We start from the raw sequence: 19,194 nt of genomic DNA, 5'->3' as shown, positions 1-19,194 counted from the left end.
TTAATATTCTCTTCATATATCCCCGGTCGCAAGCCGGAGAAAACGAAGTACCTTTGCCCGCCCCGAAACGCCGGATCGCGGGTATCACTGTTCCCGCGTTACTTTGGCGGTTTGCGGGTCTGATCAAAACCAACACAATGCGTACCCTACTTATTTCCCTATTACTGATTTGCGGAAGCTGGCTTTCCGCCCAGGAAGTGATCATCACCGGAATTCTGGACGGAGACCTGAGTGGTGCTCCCCGGGCCATTGAAATTTACGTCAACGGTACGGTTGACCTGACGGGGCTGACCCTGGAACGCTACGCCAACGGCGCCAGTAGTCCCAACGACAGCTACGCCCTGAGCGGCACCTGGACGGACGAATTCGTCTACATCATCAATAACGGAAACAGCCCTAACCATCAGGACTTGTTCGACCAGGCCTTTGGTTCCTCCGGCGACTTTGCCAACCGGCTGCTGGGGACCAATATTTTTGGAAACGGTAACGACGTTTTTACCATCCAGTCGGGAGCCACCATTCTCGATCAGACGGGCGGTACCATCGGCGATGGTTCGAACATTTACAGCGATGGCTACCTCTACCGCAACGACAATACTGGCCCGGATGGCGGCTGGGTGGCCGCCAACTGGCAACTCGCCCCGAACGCCGTAGACGGGGAGCCCATCGGTAATTACGGAACCATAGTTCCCTTCGGCACCTATTCAACCACGCCTCCCGGACCCTCCGCGACGGTTGCCGCCAACGGCAACCTCTCCGAACCCGCCACCGACGGTGGCTTCACGGTCACCCTTTCCCAGACGGCTTCTGCTCCGGTCACGGTAAGCTACGCGCTGGCGGGGACGGCCACCCTGGGCGCCGATTACGCAGACCCCGGTGCCGGCTCCGTTACCATTCCGGCGGGCATGCTTTCCGCCGATATCTCCCTGACGGTCATCGACGATAACGATTCCGAACCCAGCGAAAGCATTGACCTTACGCTGACGGCCATTTCCGACATGACCTTCAGCCTGGGCTCGGGGGCTTCCATCTTCGTCCTGGACGATGAACCGGTAGCTGCGGTGCGTATCCACACCATTCAGGGGAGCGGAAACAGCAGTGCCCTGGTTGGGCAGGACCTCAGCATTGAGGGCATCGTCGTGGCGGACTTCCAGGGAGGAAGCGGCGTCGGACTCGGTGGATTCTTCGTACAGGAAGAAGACAGTGACGCAGACGGCGACCCCGCCACCTCCGAGGGTATCTGGGTTTTTGATGATGGTGCCGGCCCCGACGTGAACGTGGGCGATAAGGTGGCCGTTACCGGTCGGGTTTCCGAATTCGGTAACCTCACCCAACTGGACCTTACCGTAGGGGGGAGTAGCGTGACCATTATGAGCAGCAACAACACTCTGCCCACTCCAGCTTCGCTCGACCTACCCGTAGCTGCGCAAGGAGACTACGAAGCCTACGAGGGGATGCGAGTGGTACTGATCGACAACGTATCGATCACGAACAATTTCGGTCTGGCCCGATTTGGCGAGTTTGAGGTCAGCGAAGGGGAACGGCTCATTCAGTTCACGGAATGCGCTCCGCCCAACGCCGCCCAGCTGGCGACCTACAACGCGGCTCAGGATCTGCGCCGCTTAATCGTTGACGATGGCCGCAGCGGAGACAATAACTTCCCCATCCGCCTCCCGAACGGTACCAACCTGACGCCCTCCAACTCCTGGCGGGCAGGTGCCGTAATTACTGGCCTAACGGGCATCCTGGACGAACGCTTTACGGGCTACCGTCTGCAGGCCACCGGCCTGACGAGTGTGGGCGGAAACGAGCGTCCGGTAGCGGCCCCGGCCGTTGGCGGGGCGGTCAAGGTGGCCAGCATGAACGTCCTGAACTATTTTACCACGCTGGGCAGTCGGGGAGCCGATAACATTGATGAGTTTAACCGCCAGGAAGACAAAATCGTGGCGGCCATCTGCGCGCTGAACGCCGATATCGTCGGCCTGGTCGAAATCGAAAATAACGGCTACGGCGCCAACGGCGCCCTGGCACAACTCGTGGACGCCATCAGTACGAACTGCGGCATTGACTACGACTTTGTGATTTCCCCCAACGCCGGTGGCGACCAGATTCAGGTCGCCCTGATCTACAACACGGCCGTGGTGGAAGAAAGTGGCACGGCGGCGGCCCTCAGTACCCCGGCCAGTGTCTTTTCCAGTAACCGGGTGCCCCTGGCCCAGACCTTCCGGGTCATTCAGGCCGGCAACCCCAACCTTGGTCAACAGGTGACCGTCTGCGTCAACCACTGGAAAAGTAAGGGGGGTAGTTGCGGCCCCGGCGACGATGATACCGGCGGCGCGGGAAGCTGTGACGGTACCCGGACGGCGGCGGCTTCGGCCATCGCCGCCTGGATGGCCACCAATCCAACCGGAGTAGACGAACCCGATCAACTCGTAGTGGGCGACCTGAACGCCTACCGCTCCGAAGACCCCATTGAGACCATGTTGGGGGCGGGCTTCGTCAATACCGTTTCCGGCCCCGGTTTCCCCTGTGGCGGAAATGGCACCCCTTCCTACGTTTTCCGCGGAGAGTGGGGGAGCCTGGATTACATCCTGGCGAGCTCCAGTCTGGCCGGCAAGGTGACGGGGGCGGAGGCCTGGCAGGTAAATGCCGCCGAACCAACCGCCCTGGATTACGATACGGACTTCAACGATCCTTCCCTCTACGCTCCCGATTTCTACCGGTTCAGTGACCACAACCCCATCCTGGTGGGGATGAACCTGGGCGCTGCCCTGCCGGCGGAATTGCTCTCCTTCACCGGAGAAGAAAACCAGGGCGCGGTGGCGCTGAATTGGGCGACGGCCAACGAGGTAAATACCGATAAGTTCGAGGTGCAGCGTCGCAACGAAAACGGAGACTTCGTGACCATCGGCATGGTGGCGGCCGCCGGGAACAGCACCGAAACCATTAATTATGCCTTCACGGATGCCACTCCCTTTACCGGAGACAACGTCTACCGACTGCGGATTCTGGATCTGGATGGTTCCGAGGCTTTCAGTGATCTGATTACCGTAAACGTTGCGGGTACGACCTCGGTGGAGGTGCTCCAGACGGGCAACCGGCAATACCTGCTGAGCGGTGCACCGATCGGCACCCGCTATTTACTGACCGACGCCAAGGGCGCCGTCATCCGCGCCGCCGAAACCCGGGGGGACCTGACGGAAATTCAGGCCCTGGATTTACCGGCGGGAATTTACTTCCTTCTGGTGCGGATGCCCGGTCAGCAACCGGTTTCCTTCAAGGTGGTACTGCAGTAACTACTGCCCGGCTTTCGCTTTTTGGTACCGTTTGATTTGCCGCTTGGACATTTCCTGGAAAATGACCTTCTCGGGGTGCGTGCTCCGGTACGTTTCCCCAGGGAGGGGCTGCCCGATCTCGGAAAAGCGCGGGTTAACGTAAATGATTTCGGTGGAATGGGAACGATCTTTTCGTTTTTGCCTCATGACCTGGCGGGTGATTTCAGGGTAGTCGACATAAAAGCGAAGGTGACATCCACTGGAATAGGCTTCACCTTCATCGACTATTCCTAACGGAGTGCCGGCTTCCACCTCGTCTCCCTCCTTTACAAAAAGGGATTCCCGGTCAAAAAGCTCATAGTGTCCCCGGGTACAGTCTTCGTGCTCAATGGTCACGTAGGTTCTGAAGGAGGAATAATTCACGCCACGGTCAAACCCGTTACCCTCCACGGTTTTTGCGGTAATGACGATGCCTCGTCGACTGGCAAAAATGGTGTCACCAGGGGTGGCACTCATCCAGTAGGCAATCCAGTTTTGGGGGGCTTTTCGCCCCATGTACTTCGCTTCAAGATTTGAAAGGGTATCGATTCTGGTGGATTTTCCCGGAGCAATGGGTAATAGATACGTGACCTCTTTTGGTTCGGTATCAAGGCAACCCGTGAGGTAGGTATATCCGTATCCTGGAGTATCCCTGGTTTCAAACAGGGTGACCAATCGATTCATGCCGGGAGAAAGTGTGGTAATTACGGGTATTCCCCCATCGGCCCTTTTGTACACCCCACCGTTTAGCTCAAGGATGATGGTCTTCCGTTCAAATGAAGTGTTAGTAGCCGAAAAGACAATGTCGCGACTGTCTCCCCGTTGTTTTACGTCGCGATTGACCTTGACGGTGTGGGTTTGGGCGTAGGTGACGGCGGGCAGGGAGAACAGGCAGAGTAGAAATAACCAAAGGAATTTCATTGCGGATAGGTGTTTGGGTAATAATTGCCCCAAACATAAGCATTGCCTTCAGGAAGAAAAACTGCTGCTCTGCACTTAGTACCGGTGTGCCTTCACCGTATTGACGAAGGCCTTCACGCCATCCAGGGGGGTGTCGGGGTATACTCCGTGACCGAGGTTGACGATGTGGCGGTCGCCGTAGGCGCCGATCATCTTTTTGGTGGCGGCGATGATTTCCTCTTCGGGAGCGTATAGCTGCACGGGATCCAGATTGCCCTGCAGTACCTTATCACTCTGCACCTGCGACCGCGCCAACACCGGATCAGCAATCCAGTCCAGCTGAATTACCTGGCAGGGCAATTGTCCCAGTTCGGGGAGGGCATGGCGGGCATCCTTGGCGAATACGGTTACGGGCACCTCACTCAACTCCTCGCAAATCATCCGGATGTAGCGGAGACTGAATTCGCGGTAGTGGGCGGGCGGAAGTACCCCGGCCCAGCTATCGAAGAGCTGGATCAAATCCGCGCCGTGGCGGACCTTTTCCTTGAGGTAGGCGGCCGTTGCCCGCGCAATTTTTTCCAGGAGCAGGTGACTGGTAGCGGGGTCACGGTACAGCATCGCCCGTGCCTTGCTGAAGGTTTTGCTGCCACCGCCTTCGACCATGTAGGCGAAGATCGTCCAGGGCGCCCCGGCAAATCCGATCAGGGGAACGCGGTTGTTGAGTTCCCGCTTGGTGACGTCAAGGGCATCAAATACGTAGCGCAGGTGCCCGGGGGCGTCCTCCGCGGGGCGGAGCGCCTCAATATCGGCCTTGCTTTTAATCGTTTTGGGAAAACGGGGACCTACTTTCTCGACCATATTGTAGTCCAGGCCCAGGGCCTCGGGGATGACGAGGATATCGCTGAAGATGATGGCTACGTCCACGTCAAGTTCATCCACGGGCTGAATGGTCACTTCGGCGGCCAGGTCAGGCGTGGATACCAGTTCCTTGAATCCACTGAGTTTCGCCCGCAGCGCACGGTACTGGGGCAGGATGCGCCCGGCCTGGCGCATCAGCCAGACGGGGGGACGTTCAACTTGTTCGCCGCGGGCGGCGCGAAGGAATAAATCGTTGGCGTAAGACATGGTGGCGAAGATAATACGCCGGACGGCACCGACTGACTATCCTTGAATATGATGATGAAACGATTACATTTAAGGGGCGCTTTTTTCCGCCCTCGCAAAACCACCACTTATGTTTATCATCGGTTCCTACACCCTGGCCGTCGTTTTCTGCGTGATCACGATGTTCTGCTGGGGCTCCTGGGCGAATACCCAAAAGCTGGCGTCCGACCGCTGGCGGTTTGAGTTGTTTTACTGGGACTACGTCATTGGTATTGTCCTACTGGCCCTGTTTTTCGGGCTTACGATCGGGAGCGCCGGGGAAGGCGGGCGACCTTTTCTGGAGGACCTCGGCCAGGCCGATCATGCCTCCCTGCATTCGGCCCTGATTGGTGGGGTACTGTTCAACGCCGCCAACATTCTGCTGGTGGCCTCCATCGCGATTGCCGGTATGTCGGTGGCTTTCCCCACGGGGATTGGCCTGGCGCTGGTCATTGGGGTGATCGTCAACTACCTGGACCGCCCGGAAGGAAATCCCGCCCTGCTCTTCGGGGGCACGGCGCTCGTAGCCCTGGCTATCCTGTTCAACGCCTACGCCTATCGCCGGGCGAGTAAGGAGGAAAAAAGCGTTTCCACCAAGGGGCTCTTACTGGCCATCGTAGCTGGTGCGCTCATGGGACTGTTTTACAAGTACGTGGCCAACTCTATGTTCAGCGACTTTACCGTCCCGGAGGCCGGTAAGCTGAGCCCGTATTCGGCGGTCTTCGTGTTCTCCATCGGCATTCTGGTCAGTAATCTGCTCTTCAATACCCTCCTGATGCGGTTCCCCTTCGTGGGGGAACGGGTCAGTTTCCGGCAGTACTTCCGGGGGACCTCACGCGACCATCTGATGGGCGTCGTCGGCGGGGTGATCTGGTGCGTGGGTATGTCGTTCAGCATCCTGGCTTCGGACCAGGCCGGACCGGCCATCAGCTACGGCCTGGGCCAGGGAGCAACGATCGTGGCGGCCCTCTGGGGCATTTACATCTGGAAAGAATTTGCCGGAGCCCCCAGGGGGACCCAGACGATTCTCAACGTCATGTTGTTGTGCTACCTCGTTGGTTTGGGGATGATCGTCGCCGCCGGATAAGGGGCACCCAGTATCTTTCTCATCGTCTAATCCTGCAGTATGAAGCGCATAATTGTCGTTGGTTCTTCCAATACGGACATGGTGGTTAAAACCGACCGTTTTCCCCGCCCGGGGGAGACCATCGTTGGGGGTGAGTTTTTCCTCTTCGCCGGTGGTAAGGGAGCAAATCAGGCCGTGGCCGCCGCCCGCCTGGGCGGGCGGGTGCAGTTCGTCGCCCGGGTGGGGGAGGACCTCTTCGGGCAGCAAGCCATCGACGGATTCATGGAGGAAGGAATTGACTGCACCTTCATCGAACGGGACCCCGACCATGCGTCCGGTACGGCACTGATTACGGTAGACGGTCAGGGGGAGAACAGCATCGTGGTGGCTCCCGGAGCCAACGATGCCCTGCTGCCCGAACACCTGAGGGAGGTGGACTTTTCTGATGCGCTGGTCCTGGCCCAGCTGGAAACCCCCGTGCCAACGATCCTGGAGGCCGCCCGCCGGGCGGCGGGCGGGATGATCCTCAATCCGGCTCCCGCACGTCCGCTGCCGGAAGAAATTTACCCGCTGCTGCTGGCCATTACGCCCAACGAAACGGAAACCGAACTGCTCACGGGCGTGGCCATTACGGAAGAGCCCGGCACCCGCGACCTCGCCGCCAATAAATTACTCGCCAAAGGCGTCAAGCACGTCATCATCACCCTGGGCGCAAAGGGCGCCTACTACAGCAACGGCGAGGAATCCTTCATCGTTCCCGCACCGGTAGTAGATGCCGTGGACACCACCGCGGCGGGAGACGTCTTCAACGGAGCGCTGGTGGTGGCTCTGGCCCGCAACTACGCCTGGCGGGAGGCCATCAATTATGCGGTGAAGGCCGCCAGTATTGCCGTAACCAGAATGGGCGCACAAGCCTCGGCACCCAGGGAGGAAGAGCTGTAATCGAGCGGATCGGTCCGGGGCCCCGCCTTCCCACAATTCCTCTTATATTTCCCCTCAATTCATTAAGAGCTTGTTTGGAATTTAATAATCGACCTCAATTTGGCCTTTTTTGGCGCTAGTTTCGTTGGGAAAATCCTCATTTAGCCCTGCTAAACTCCGGTTTTCCCGCCTCGCTACCACCAAAAAATTCTCAAATTCGGCCAAATGAATAAAATCCAAACCAGCTCTAAGCACACACTTCCCAACCCATGCGGATTACCCATTTACTTCTCCTCCTGAGCCTGTTCTTCTGCGCCGACCTGGACGCCCAGCGTAAGCGCAAGAAGCAACAAGCCTCCAGCCCTCCGCCAGCGGCACTATCGATGATGCCCGCGGTGAGCGATACCCTTTTCCACGATTTGAAATGGCGCAACATCGGCCCCTACCGCGGCGGTAGAAGCGTGACTTCCGTGGGGGTGATTGGTCAGGACGGCGTCTACTACATGGGAAGCACCGGCGGTGGCATCTTCAAGACCACCAACGACGGCATCACCTGGGAAAACGTTTCGGACGGCTTTCTGCAAACGGGGACCGTGGGGGCACTGGCCGTGTCCGAATCCAACCCCAACATCGTCCTGGCGGGAATGGGCGAGCACGCCGCCCGGGGGGTAATGACCTCCATGGGCGACGGCGTTTACCGCTCCACGGACGCCGGTAAGACCTGGCATCATCTGGGGCTGGAGGAAAGTCGTCACATCGGGGACGTCATCATCCATCCCCGGAATCCGGACGTCATGTTCGTGGCCGCCCAGGGCGCCCAGTACGGCCCCGGTGGCGAACGGGGAGTGTACCGGACCACGGACGGTGGTAAAAACTGGGAACGGGTGCTCTACGTGAACGAAACCACGGGGGCCGTTTCCCTGGTGCTGGATTTCAACAATCCGCTCATCCTCTACGCCGCCATGTGGGATCACCAGCGCCGCCCCTGGACCATGATTTCCGGTGGCCCCGGTTCGGGCCTGTATAAATCCAGTGACGGCGGAAGCAACTGGGAAAAACTGACTAAAGGACTGCCCGAGGAGTTCGGGAAGGCGGGAATTTCCGTGTCCCGGGCTGACGGGGAGGTGGTCTATGCCGTTATTGAGGCCGAAGGGACCAAGTCGGGTGTTTATCGCAGCGCGGACGCAGGTGCCAGCTGGACCCAGGTGAGCAAAGATCGGGTGAACGTGGCCCGGTCGTGGTATTACATGGAGATCTTCGCCGACCCCCAGGAAGTGAATACCGTATACGTGCTCAACGCCCCGGTAATGAAGTCCACCGACGGTGGGCGTAGTTGGAATAACGTGTCCACACCCCACGGCGATAACCACCACCTGTGGATCAACCCCACGGACAACCGAAAGATGATCAACTCCAACGATGGCGGGGCCAACATCTCCAACAACGGAGGCCGCAACTGGAGTACCCAGCAGAATCAGGCGACCGCCCAGTTTTACCGGGTCATCACGGATAATCTCGTCCCCTACAACGTCTACGGTGGGCAGCAGGATAACTCGGCGATCCGCATCGCCAGCCGCACCAAGGACGGGGGCATCGACTGGAAGGACTGGGAATCCGTGGCCGGCTGCGAAAGTGCTTACCTGGCCTTCGATCCCGATAACCCCGCCGTCGTCTACGGCGGCTGTTACCAGGGCATCATCGAGAAGTACGTGATGGCCGCCAAAGAGGGAAAGTCCATCAAGGAATACCCCGAGCTGGCCCTGGGTAACGTGCCGGCCGACTTCAAATACCGCTACAACTGGAACGCCCCGATCATCAGCTCCCCCCACGACCGGAACACCATCTACCACGCCGGAAACGTAGTGTTCAAAACGACGGACGGTGGATTGAGTTGGTCCGTCGTCAGCCCCGATCTGACCCGGGACGAGGAAGACAAGCAGGGCCCCGGAGGAGGACCCTACACGAATGAGGCCGCCGGTGGCGAAAACTACAACACCATCATGTACCTGGTGGAGTCTCCCCACGAGGAGGGCGTGCTCTGGGCGGGAAGTGACGATGGCCTGATTCACCTGACCCGGAACGGGGGAGGCGACTGGACAAACGTCACGCCCCCCAACCTGCCAGAGGGCATCGTGAACAGCATTGAAGTTTCTCCCCACGACCCCGCAACGGCCTACGTGGCCGTCATGCGGTACAAACAAATGGACCTGAAGCCCTACGTTTTCAAGACGACGGATTACGGGCAGACCTGGACTTCCATTACCACGGGCATTACGGGCAAGCATACTTTTGTCCGGGTGGTCCGGGAAGACCCGAAGCGGAAGGGCTTACTGTATGCGGGCACCGAAACCGGATTATTTATCTCTACCGATGGGGGCGCCCAGTGGTCGCCCTTTCAGCTTAATCTGCCGGTAGTGCCGATCAATGACCTGTACATTCAGGACAATGATCTCATTGCCGCCACGGCCGGTCGTTCCTTTTGGATCCTGGATGATCTGGCGGCCCTGCAGGCCCTGCCGGATGACCGGCAAGCGGTGGAGCTCTTTTCGCCAAAACCAACCTACCGCATTGTGGGGGGAAGCAGTTCCCGTGGCAATGGATTAGGGCAGAATCCCGAATCGGGGGTGACGATGGACTATTATCTGGCGCAACCCGGAGACAGCGCTACCGTTACCCTGGATATTCTCAAAGATGGATTTCTGGTGCGCAGCTTCTCCAGCGAAGCGGTGAAGGATTTCAAGTCCTGGCCGGGTGGCCCTTCCCGGCCGGAAGTACTTCCGGCCAAAGCGGGCTACAACCGCTTTACCTGGGATTTCCGTAGGGAACCCCTCCCCGCGGTCGATCAGGTATTCGTGTACGGCAGTTACGCGGGCTCCATGGTGCCCCCGGGTACCTATACGCTCAGCCTGATGCAGGACGGAATGACGTCGGAAACCACGGTAGAAGTCTTGCCCGATCCGGCCATCCGGGCCAGTGCTGCGGCCTACGCCGCACAGGATGAGGTACTACAGCAAATCAGTACCGCCATCGGGGACATTCACACGGCGGTTGATCAGATGCGCTCCGCCAAAGAGCAAATTGCCGGGCACAAGAAGTTTTTCCCCGATCACGATCAGGCCGAGATCGTCTCGGCCATGGGAGATTCCATCGTGCAAAAGATTGATGCCTGGGAAAAGGCACTGATTCAACCCAGTCAGAAGACCTTCCAGGACGTAATCAACTTCCACAACCGCCTGAACGCGGAACTGATGAACCTCAAGGGGTACGTGGACGGTCCCATGCCCGAAGTTACCCAGGGAGCCCGGGAGCGATTGGCGGATCTGATGGCGGAGTGGAAGCAATACGCTGACCAGCACCGAAAGATCATTGAAGAGGACGTCAAGGAGTACAACGAAGCCTATGCGCGGCTCGACATGCCCGCCATCAACCTGGATAAACAATGAGGTTCTTCTCCGCGGACCATACAGCTAAATTCTGGCGAAAGATTCGGAAAGACTATGATCTTCCCGACGACGTCGTTTACCTGGAAAACGGTTACTACAACATCATGCCCCGTCCGGTCTTACGGGCCTTTCAGCGGCACGTGGAGGAGTTGAACCGGCGGGGCTCGCTGTACATGCGGACCCGCTTGTTTGAGGACAAGGACGTCGTAGCGGCCCGCGTTGCGGGGGTGATGGACTGTGCTCCGGAAGAGCTGATCCTCACCCGTAACACCACCGAGTCGATGAACACCATCATCAGTGGGCTGCGGTGGGAACGGGGAGATGAAGTGATCCTCTCCTACACCGATTACGGTTCAATGATCGATATGCTGCGGTTTCAGCGGGAATACGAAGGGGTGGAAACCAAAATCGTCAACGTCCCCCTGAATCCGCAGAGCGATCAGCAGATTCTTGACGTCTACGCCGAAAAGATGAGCCCGAAAACCCGGATGATTCTCGTGCCGCACATCATTCACCTGACGGGACAGATTCTACCGATCAAAAAGCTCTGCGCCCTGGCCCGCGAACGCGGGATCCAAGTGTTGGTCGACGGGGCCCATGCGGTGGGACAGATCGGGGTCTCGATGCGGGACCTGGACTGCGACTTCTACGGAACCAGCCTGCACAAGTGGATCAGCGCGCCCCTGGGGTGTGGTGCCTTATTCGTACGCGAAGCCCTGATCCCGGAGGTGCTGCCCACCTACGCCGACTATAATTTCGGAGAAGACGACATCAAAAAACTCAACCACACGGGCACCCACCCGGCGGCTACGGACCTGACCATCCCGGACGCGATCGATTACTATACCGCCATGGGTCCCCAGCGGAAAGAAGACCGGCTGCGGGAGTTGACCACTTACTGGACGAGCAGGGTCCGTGCTTTCGACCAGGTCCTGATGAACACACCGGAAGATTCCCGGCGGTATTGCGGAATCGCCAACTTCGGCATGCGGCACCTTTCGCCAAAAGAATTGCATACTGCGCTGCTGGAGCGCTTCAACATCTGGACGGTCGCGATTGATACACCGACCGTCAAGGGCGTCCGGGTAACGCTGAACGTGTTTAATACTTTCGGGGAACTGGATCAGTTGGTGGCGGCCGTAAGGCAGCTGAATAGGGTGTGAGGTTCTGAGTGTTGGCATCCACTAGCTTAGGAGTGGGCGGGCAGCCAAACCTGAAAAGCCGTACCTGTTCCTAGCGAACTTTGTACCTCAATGCGGCCCCGGTTGAGCTCCGTAAGCTCCCGCACCAACTGTAAACCGAGTCCAGCGCCAGTTTCCCCCGCCGTGCCCTGGCGGGAGCGCTGCGGACGCAGGAAGAGCTGGTCCAGTTGCCCGTCGGCCATGCCTGTTCCGGTATCCGTTACCTCGATGAGAATTTTATCATGGTGGACTGCTGCACTCAGGTTAACGTTTCCTTCTGGAGGGGTAAACTTCAGGGCATTGTTCAGTAGGTTTCGAACGATGGTGGCTACCGCCCGTGGATCGCTAAAAACGGTGAGGTCTTCCGAAGCAGAGACGGTCAGGCTAATACCCTTCGTGTTAGCCATTTCCCGGTAAAGTGTCAGGTTGTCCTGAAATACTTGTGCTACCGAAACTTCTTCGGGAGCATAGGGGATCATGCCCGTTTGGAGCAGGGCCCACTGCAGCAACTGGTTCAGCAAGTGCTCCAGTCCATTTGCCGTGGTGCTGATGTTGGCCGCCACGGTCTTGATTTTTTCCGGACGGTTACGGCTGAGGTGGAAGTTGACCTGTTCGTCAACACCCTGCAACGCGACGATTGGGCCCCGCAGATCGTGGGCGATGAGGCCAAAGAACTTATCCTTGGTAGCGTTCAACTCCGCCAGGCGTTCATTATTGGCCCGCAGTTTCGTTCTCGCCCGGGAGAGGAGCCACAGCAGGAGCCCACCAACGAGCAAAAGTCCGCCAAGCGCAAGGGCCAGTAATTGGAACGATCGACTGCGTGACCGGGCAAGCGCCGTTGCCAGCTCCGCCCGGTCGCGGGCGGAGCGTTCTTCTTCCACCTCCTGGAGCGTGCGTTCGTTGGCGATGGCTTGTTGGAGGTCCTCGTCGTAGATCACGTCCTGAAGGGCGGCGTGTTCCATGAAGTGATCAATGGCGATCTCGGGCCGTCCCCGGGCCCGCTCGATCCGGGCGAGAAACCAGTGAGAAATGGACGCTAATCGGGTATCCCCCTGACGGCGGGCCTGCTCGAGGGAGGCGGCTAAAACCGGAGGAATTTCGTCATAACGCTTCAGGGTATCCAGGTTACGGGCAATTTCGTAGTAGACGTACCGGCAGTCGGGTGGGGCGGACAACGGTTGACACATCTCCGCGAGCGGCTCTAATTCTGAAAGCGCCCGTTCAAACATTCCCCGGCCATTGTAATAGGTAGCGTAGTTACGCTGGATGGCAATCCGGCCCCCGGGGTTTTCCTCCGGATTCAGAAAGACCCGCGCTCGCTCCAGAACGATGGGCACCGAATCAAGTTCCCCCGCCTGAAGGAAATTGGCAGCCATCGAGGTGAGCGTCGCGACGGTACTCGTACTGTCGTTAATGGCGAGCGCTTCGTTCAGCCCACGTCGCATGGCCCGGCGGTATTGCTCCTTGTCGCCAGTAGCCCACAACACGGCAGCGTAATTATTCCACAGGGAGATGGTATTGGAATTAGCCGGCCGGTCTCCCCATAGATCCCGGAACTTGCGGAAGGCCCGCGTGGCTTCCGCGTAGTTTCCCTCATTTTTATACAGGTCCAGCTGACGGTCATAGCTGGCGAGCCGGGCTTCAGCAAATTTGCCGGGATACCCCTGCGCAAGGGTGTCAATCCGCTTCAATAGGGGGAAAGCCCTGGCCTGGTACCCGTAACTGGATAGCTGAAAACCGTAATAATTAAGGAAGGGAATCTCGAGCTCCGAATCTTCCAGGGTTACCAGATAGTTGTAGGCGGTATCCAGCAGTTTTACGTGTTCTTCCGGGTAGGCGGCCCATTGTTGAGCGGCAATGGAGTATTGAATGAAATTGAGGTGGTTTTCCAGGTCGGGTCGGCCTGGTGGCAGGACCGCAAGCGCGGAGTCGGCGTACTGCATGGCAAGGGCGTAATCTCCCGTAGCGTAGATCAGTCCGCTGAGCTGCCGCAGGGCGATACATTCTTCCGTTTGCTCTCCCCGGCTACGATGCCGTGCCAGTTCCGTAAAGAGACTGTCTATTTCAGTGGTCTGGGCGGGTATTTCCGAAGCGAGTACGATGACGAGCAGGCCGAGGAATACAGAGCGAGGCATGATGGGGGAGTTGTTCCGGTCGGTTATTGGTTAAATGTAAGCGTTATAACCGCTACCTTGTGTTGGTCGCGTGTTTGCCTATGAACATACTCATCATTGAAGACCAGCCCCTCTACGCCGATCAACTGGAAATTCTGTGCGAAAAACTGGGTTATACTGTGGTGGCTTGCTGCCCGGATGCTTTCACCGGCCTGGATGCCTTTCACCGCCATCATCCGGATCTGCTGCTCTCCGATATTCACCTGGCGGGTGACGTCGACGGCATTGATCTGGCCCAACAACTGAATGCACACCGACCCGTACCCGTCATTTTCATCACTTCGCTGCGGGACGCCGAAACCTTTGCCCGGGCACAATCAGTGCTACCGCTGGCCTTCATCGTCAAACCGTTTACCGAAATTCAGCTACAGCGCAGTATCGAGTTGGCTGTTGCCCGCCTGGCGGCCGCTGTGGACGGGGAAGAAGAGAAAACGGACTTCACGGAACGCGATTTGCACCACCAAAATGCCTTCTTCGTCAAAGTGGGGAATAAACTGGAAAAAATCTCGGTGGCGGACATTGCCTACGTAGCGGCCGACGGCCGCTACTGTATGATTCACCTCCGGTCGGGCCGAAAATTTGCCGTAAGGATTCCGCTTTCCGAGTTGTCCGGCAAATTGAGTGAGGAGGTTTTCGTCCAAAGCCACCGCAGCTATCTCGTGAACGCAGATTTATTGGAGAGCGTTAACCTCACCGAAATGACGCTACTGGTGTCCGGACAGGAGGTCCCCATCAGTAAAGGATACCGGGAAACGGTGTTGAATCGATTAGAGCAATTGTAAGCAAAGAGGGTAGGAAAAAGATACTTTACCATCGATGCTGATGGCCACCTTCAGCTCGTGACATAAATCGGGCAGTTCATGACCTCTCCCCGGTCGTTCGTGACCATTCGAAGGTTTCGCGTTCCCAAAGGGCTGATCATTGTAGGGTCAATGGGTTACACTAAGCCGTTGGCCATACCATAAATGCAGGGGCGTTTCGCCCGATAAATCCTTACTCATGCGCTTGCTTATCCTTGGCACCTTGCTGTGCCTCTCCACCGCTATGTCCGCCCAAATCCTGAACGACGAAATCAACGTTCTCTGGCGGGTTACCGAGGCTTTTGCCAATTTCGATGATGACTTTAACGAAGAGGAATATACCCTCACCTTTGGCACCTCCACTACCGCTGCGATTTCCAATCATTCCCTGTGCTACTTCATGGACGGGGAAAGTAGTGCCAGCTTTATCCCCTCCACGATCACGAACAGTGTAAATACGAACGTCCCCTTCACCAGCGAATTTTATATCGGCCTCCGGGCCTGGGAAGACGACGGTGGGGAGCGCTGTACCTACGATGACGGCGACGACGTATTCTACCTGGGGTTGGCCAGAATTTCGGGAGAGACGGTGCCCGGAACGGGCCGTTCCAGTCGCTGGTTAACGAACACCGGAAATCAGGGGGCGGAATGCGTTGGCGATGCCTTGTTACCCCCGATATCCAACCTGTATAACTTCTGCTACCGGGTGATCTGGCGGCACGTGAATGGTAACACCTTCAACGATCCCCTGGCTTTCGGCAACATTGTTTCCCTGGGACAACGCAATCACTTCAATTCCAATCGCCAGACCGCCGAACCCACCGGGGTTCCCGAAGCCACGCAGTACGGTAACCAGTACGGTGACCCATCTCCCGACGTGTACTACGTATTTTCTATCGACGAGGACCGGGAAAATGTGGTAATCTCTACGGACCACGATTACACCGATTTCGATACCCGCCTATATCTTCTGGACGCCAACGGTGACCTGCTTGTTGAGAACGATGACGTTAGCGGTAATAACCGCAAGTCGCGAATCGAACGGTCCCTGTGTGCGGGTACCTACTACGTGGTCGTGGAAGGCTTTGACGTGGAACGGGGAGATTTCCAACTCTCCGTAGAGGCCAGCGGTTTTCTGGCACCGGTGGAAGCCACGGCCACCATCACGAACGCCAGTTGTGACGGCGAGATTGATGGAGTCATTTCCGTGAACGCCAGCGATGGCGTCGCGCCCTACACCTACCGCTTGTTCAATGCGGAGCTGGAATCGCTGGGCAGCTTTAATCAGACCATTGACAACCTCAGCGCCAACACCACCTACTTCTATCAGGTCGTGGATGCCTGCGGACAGACGACTTCGGCCCAAAGCTTTACCGTTGGCGTTACCGACACCGAAGATCCCGTTGCCGTATGCGTTGGGGCTACCATCACCTTACCCGACGGAACGGTGGATTCTCCCTTTTCCGCCAGTGAAATCAGTCAATTGGGGGCCCGGAGTACGGATAATTGTGGGGTCACGGATGTGGAACTTTTCCCCAACGTCATTTCTGCTTCGGCCGGCGACACTCTGTTTGCCTACGAGCTGATCGTTTACGACGGAATGGGAAATTCTGATTCGGAAATTTGCTTCATTAACCTGATTGTCACCACCACGAGTGTGACCCAATTGCCGGCACTGGATGCTGCCCTGACCGCTTATCCCAATCCGACGTCCTCAGCCCTGACGGTGTCAATTGAAGATTTCCCGATCTCCACCGGAGTCCTGAGTATTCGGGACCTCCAAGGCCGGACCATTATCCAGCGAAGCCTCAACCATACCGGCCCCAACTGGTCGGCCCAACTGGATCTTGCCACCTATCCTGCGGGGATTTACACCCTGCAGGTAACCACTCCGGAAGGGCAGTTGACCCGCCGCATCGTCCGACAATAAACCACCCTAAGGCTCCGGATACTGGTAAGGTTCCGGAGCTTTATGGTTTAGAACCGGTCGTCAGGATTTCTCTTGACGGCCGGTTCTTTTCGTTTGGCGATGAACGTTACACTTTTTTCCCGGGGGCAATTGGAATAACGACCATCATTACCCGGGGAAGAGAAAACCATCAGGTCTGAAGAACCCCCACCTTGAAATCGTCTAACGGAGCAAAGGAAGCGGCTTCAATACCCGTGGAAATCCACTGCCGGGTGCTCCGGGGGTCGATGATCTCATCCACCCAGAGTCGGGCGGCAGCGTAGTAGGGACTGGTTTGCCGGTCGTAGCGGGCGGTAATTTTCTCCAGAAGTTCTTTTTCCTCCTGTTCGCTTACTTCTTCGCCCTTGGCTTTGCGGCTACCGACCTGAATTTGCAGTAGGACCTTAGCCGCCTGGGAACCTCCCATGACGGCTAGTCTGGCCGTTGGCCAGGCGAGCATAAGCCTGGGGTCGTAGGCCCGCCCGCACATGGCGTAGTTGCCCGCGCCGTAACTGTTACCGACAACGATAGAAAACTTCGGTACTACGCTGTTGCTCACGGCATTGACCATCTTTGCACCATCCTTGATGATGCCGCCCTGTTCGGAGCGGCTACCGACCATAAACCCGGTCACGTCGTGCAGGAAGACCAGGGGGATTTTCTTCTGATTGCAGACCATGATGAAACGGGCCGCCTTATCGGCGGCGTCGGAATAGATCACCCCCCCGAATTGCATCTCGCCCTTTCCGCTCTTGGTTACCTCGCGGTTATTCGCCACAATCCCCACGGACCAGCCGTCGATCCGCGCGTAGGCACAAAGGATCGTTTTGCCGTATTCCTCTTTGTATTCGGTGAACTCTCCGCCGTCCACCAGGGCACTGAGCAGTGCCCGTCCGTCGTAGGGCTTGGCCCGATCATCGGGAAGAATACCGAGCAGGGTATTTTCGGTTCCGGGGGCGTTCCGGGATTCGTCCCGATCAAAATCGGTGACGACCGTACGGGGAATTCTCCCCACCAGATCGCGAATGGTGGCCAGACAGGTCTGGTCGTTCTCACACTTATAGTCGATTACTCCACTGACGGAGGCGTGCATTTCGGCGCCGCCCAGGTCTTCGGCGTCCACGTTTTCCCCGATGGCCGCCCGTACGAGATAGGGCCCGGCCAGGAAGATGCTTCCGGTTCCATCCACGATGAGGCTCTCGTCACTCATAATGGGAAGATAGGCACCCCCGGCTACGCAACTGCCCATTACGGCGGCAATCTGGGGAATACCCAGTGCACTCATCCGTGCGTTGTTACGGAAGATGCGACCGAAGTGTTCCTTATCCGGAAATATCTCATCCTGCATGGGGAGGAATACACCAGCACTGTCCACCAAATAAATGATGGGCAGGTGATTTTCCATGGCGATTTCCTGAGCCCGCAGGTTCTTCTTCCCCGTGATGGGGAACCACGCTCCGGCCTTCACGGTGGCATCGTTGGCGACGATGACGCACAGGCGGCCGGCTACCCGACCGTATCCCGTAACCACACCTCCCGCCGGACAACCGCCGTAATCGGCGTACATCTCGTAACCCGCAAACGCGCCAAACTCCATAAATTCACTTCCCTCGTCAACGAGGGCCTCAACCCTTTCCCGGGCGGTCAATTTGCCCTTTTTGTGTTGCTTGCTGATCCGCTTGGCACCCCCTCCTTCGTGGATTTTCTCCAGGCGGTGACGCAGTTTGCTGATCTGGAGTAGCATGGCATCTTCGTAGGCGGCGGCCGTTTGCTCGGCTTTGGTCATGTATTTGGTCTTAAAGTGGCTAGAATACTGTTGGGTAGGGGAGTGGTCGCCCCGGAAAACACAAGACATTTGGGTAGTGCCGATGCATGGTCTTACGAAGCGGACGGGATTGTATTAACCGCAAAGCCCTGATCGGGTTCAGCCCGTGGTGAAGGCTGATCTTGCATCAATCAAGGTTTTTGGCCATCTCACCCAACGGTGGAATAATTGGTCGGCCGGAAATTACGACATTAGCGCCAACCCAACCGACCAAAACATGAATGCATCCGTCGCCGGACTGGTAATCGAAGTGATTTTTTTCGCCATTGGCCTTTACGTGTACCTATTTGCCCGGGGCTTCATCAGCTTCGGTAAGCCCGAAGTGCGGAAGAGGGCCGAGGAGTTCCGGAAGGAAAATGCCACCTGGATGCGGCTGTTGGGACTGGCTCTGGCCGCCGTGATGCTGCTCAATATCGTATTTCACGTGCGGGAATTGGTGGCCGGCTAAGGCGCGGTTGCCGAAAAAAAATAACGGCCCC

Annotated in this window: 12 protein-coding genes; 8 read left to right on the top strand and 4 right to left on the bottom strand. The window is 57.6% G+C overall.

The window, feature by feature from the left end; genetic code table 11:
* The first annotated feature begins 137 nt into the window (after window positions 1-137).
* Window positions 138-3,296, top strand: a complete 3,159-nt coding sequence (locus E1J53_RS07620) for an ExeM/NucH family extracellular endonuclease (RefSeq protein ID WP_134272388.1) — start codon at window positions 138-140, stop codon at window positions 3,294-3,296.
* On the opposite strand, the gene E1J53_RS07615 is transcribed toward E1J53_RS07620, so the two are convergent.
* Both E1J53_RS07615 and hemE read right to left on the bottom strand, forming a co-directional pair.
* Window positions 3,297-4,235 (bottom strand): M23 family metallopeptidase, encoded by a 939-nt coding sequence (locus E1J53_RS07615; protein ID WP_134272389.1) that lies wholly within the window; start codon window positions 4,233-4,235, stop codon window positions 3,297-3,299.
* A 75-nt stretch (window positions 4,236-4,310) separates the two neighbouring features.
* Window positions 4,311-5,339 (bottom strand): uroporphyrinogen decarboxylase, encoded by a 1,029-nt coding sequence (hemE, locus tag E1J53_RS07610; RefSeq protein WP_134272390.1) that lies wholly within the window; start codon window positions 5,337-5,339, stop codon window positions 4,311-4,313.
* Window positions 5,340-5,448: 109 nt separating this feature from the next.
* Between hemE and E1J53_RS07605 the strand changes: the two genes are divergently transcribed.
* From E1J53_RS07605 to E1J53_RS07590, 4 genes are all read left to right on the top strand, one after another.
* Window positions 5,449-6,444, top strand: coding sequence for a GRP family sugar transporter (locus E1J53_RS07605; RefSeq protein WP_134272391.1), 996 nt, complete (start codon window positions 5,449-5,451; stop codon window positions 6,442-6,444).
* A 39-nt stretch (window positions 6,445-6,483) separates the two neighbouring features.
* Entirely contained in the window at window positions 6,484-7,365 is an 882-nt protein-coding gene (gene rbsK, locus E1J53_RS07600) for a ribokinase (protein ID WP_134272392.1), read from the top strand.
* Between the two features lie 248 nt (window positions 7,366-7,613).
* On the top strand, window positions 7,614-10,787 hold the full coding sequence (locus E1J53_RS07595; protein ID WP_134272393.1) for a glycosyl hydrolase: 3,174 nt from the start codon (window positions 7,614-7,616) through the stop codon (window positions 10,785-10,787).
* Complete coding sequence (locus E1J53_RS07590; protein ID WP_134272394.1) at window positions 10,784-11,950, top strand: aminotransferase class V-fold PLP-dependent enzyme; 1,167 nt, start codon at window positions 10,784-10,786, stop codon at window positions 11,948-11,950. Before E1J53_RS07595 ends, E1J53_RS07590 begins: the two co-directional genes overlap by 4 nt.
* A 26-nt stretch (window positions 11,951-11,976) precedes the next feature.
* On the opposite strand, the gene E1J53_RS07585 is transcribed toward E1J53_RS07590, so the two are convergent.
* Entirely contained in the window at window positions 11,977-14,103 is a 2,127-nt protein-coding gene (locus E1J53_RS07585) for a HAMP domain-containing sensor histidine kinase (RefSeq protein ID WP_134272395.1), read from the bottom strand.
* A gap of 80 nt (window positions 14,104-14,183) precedes the next feature.
* Here E1J53_RS07585 and E1J53_RS07580 point away from each other — a divergent pair, with 80 nt between their 5' ends.
* Both E1J53_RS07580 and E1J53_RS07575 read left to right on the top strand, forming a co-directional pair.
* Window positions 14,184-14,924 (top strand): LytTR family DNA-binding domain-containing protein, encoded by a 741-nt coding sequence (locus E1J53_RS07580; protein WP_134272396.1) that lies wholly within the window; start codon window positions 14,184-14,186, stop codon window positions 14,922-14,924.
* A 217-nt stretch (window positions 14,925-15,141) separates the two neighbouring features.
* Complete coding sequence (locus tag E1J53_RS07575) at window positions 15,142-16,872, top strand: T9SS type A sorting domain-containing protein (RefSeq protein WP_134272397.1); 1,731 nt, start codon at window positions 15,142-15,144, stop codon at window positions 16,870-16,872.
* A 169-nt stretch (window positions 16,873-17,041) separates the two neighbouring features.
* Here the strand turns inward: E1J53_RS07575 and E1J53_RS07570 are convergent, their stop codons facing one another.
* The gene (locus E1J53_RS07570; protein WP_134272398.1) at window positions 17,042-18,676 is read right to left on the bottom strand and encodes an acyl-CoA carboxylase subunit beta; all 1,635 of its coding nucleotides are present in this window, start codon (window positions 18,674-18,676) and stop codon (window positions 17,042-17,044) included.
* A gap of 256 nt (window positions 18,677-18,932) precedes the next feature.
* Between E1J53_RS07570 and E1J53_RS07565 the strand changes: the two genes are divergently transcribed.
* A complete protein-coding gene (locus E1J53_RS07565) occupies window positions 18,933-19,163 on the top strand; it encodes a hypothetical protein (RefSeq protein WP_134272399.1) in 231 nt (76 codons plus the stop codon).
* Window positions 19,164-19,194 lie beyond the last annotated feature (31 nt).

The sequence above is a fragment of the Lewinella sp. W8 genome (genome assembly GCF_004375085.3).
Classification (GTDB): domain Bacteria; phylum Bacteroidota; class Bacteroidia; order Chitinophagales; family Saprospiraceae; genus Neolewinella.
This window is presented reverse-complemented; position numbering and strand designations above follow the sequence as displayed.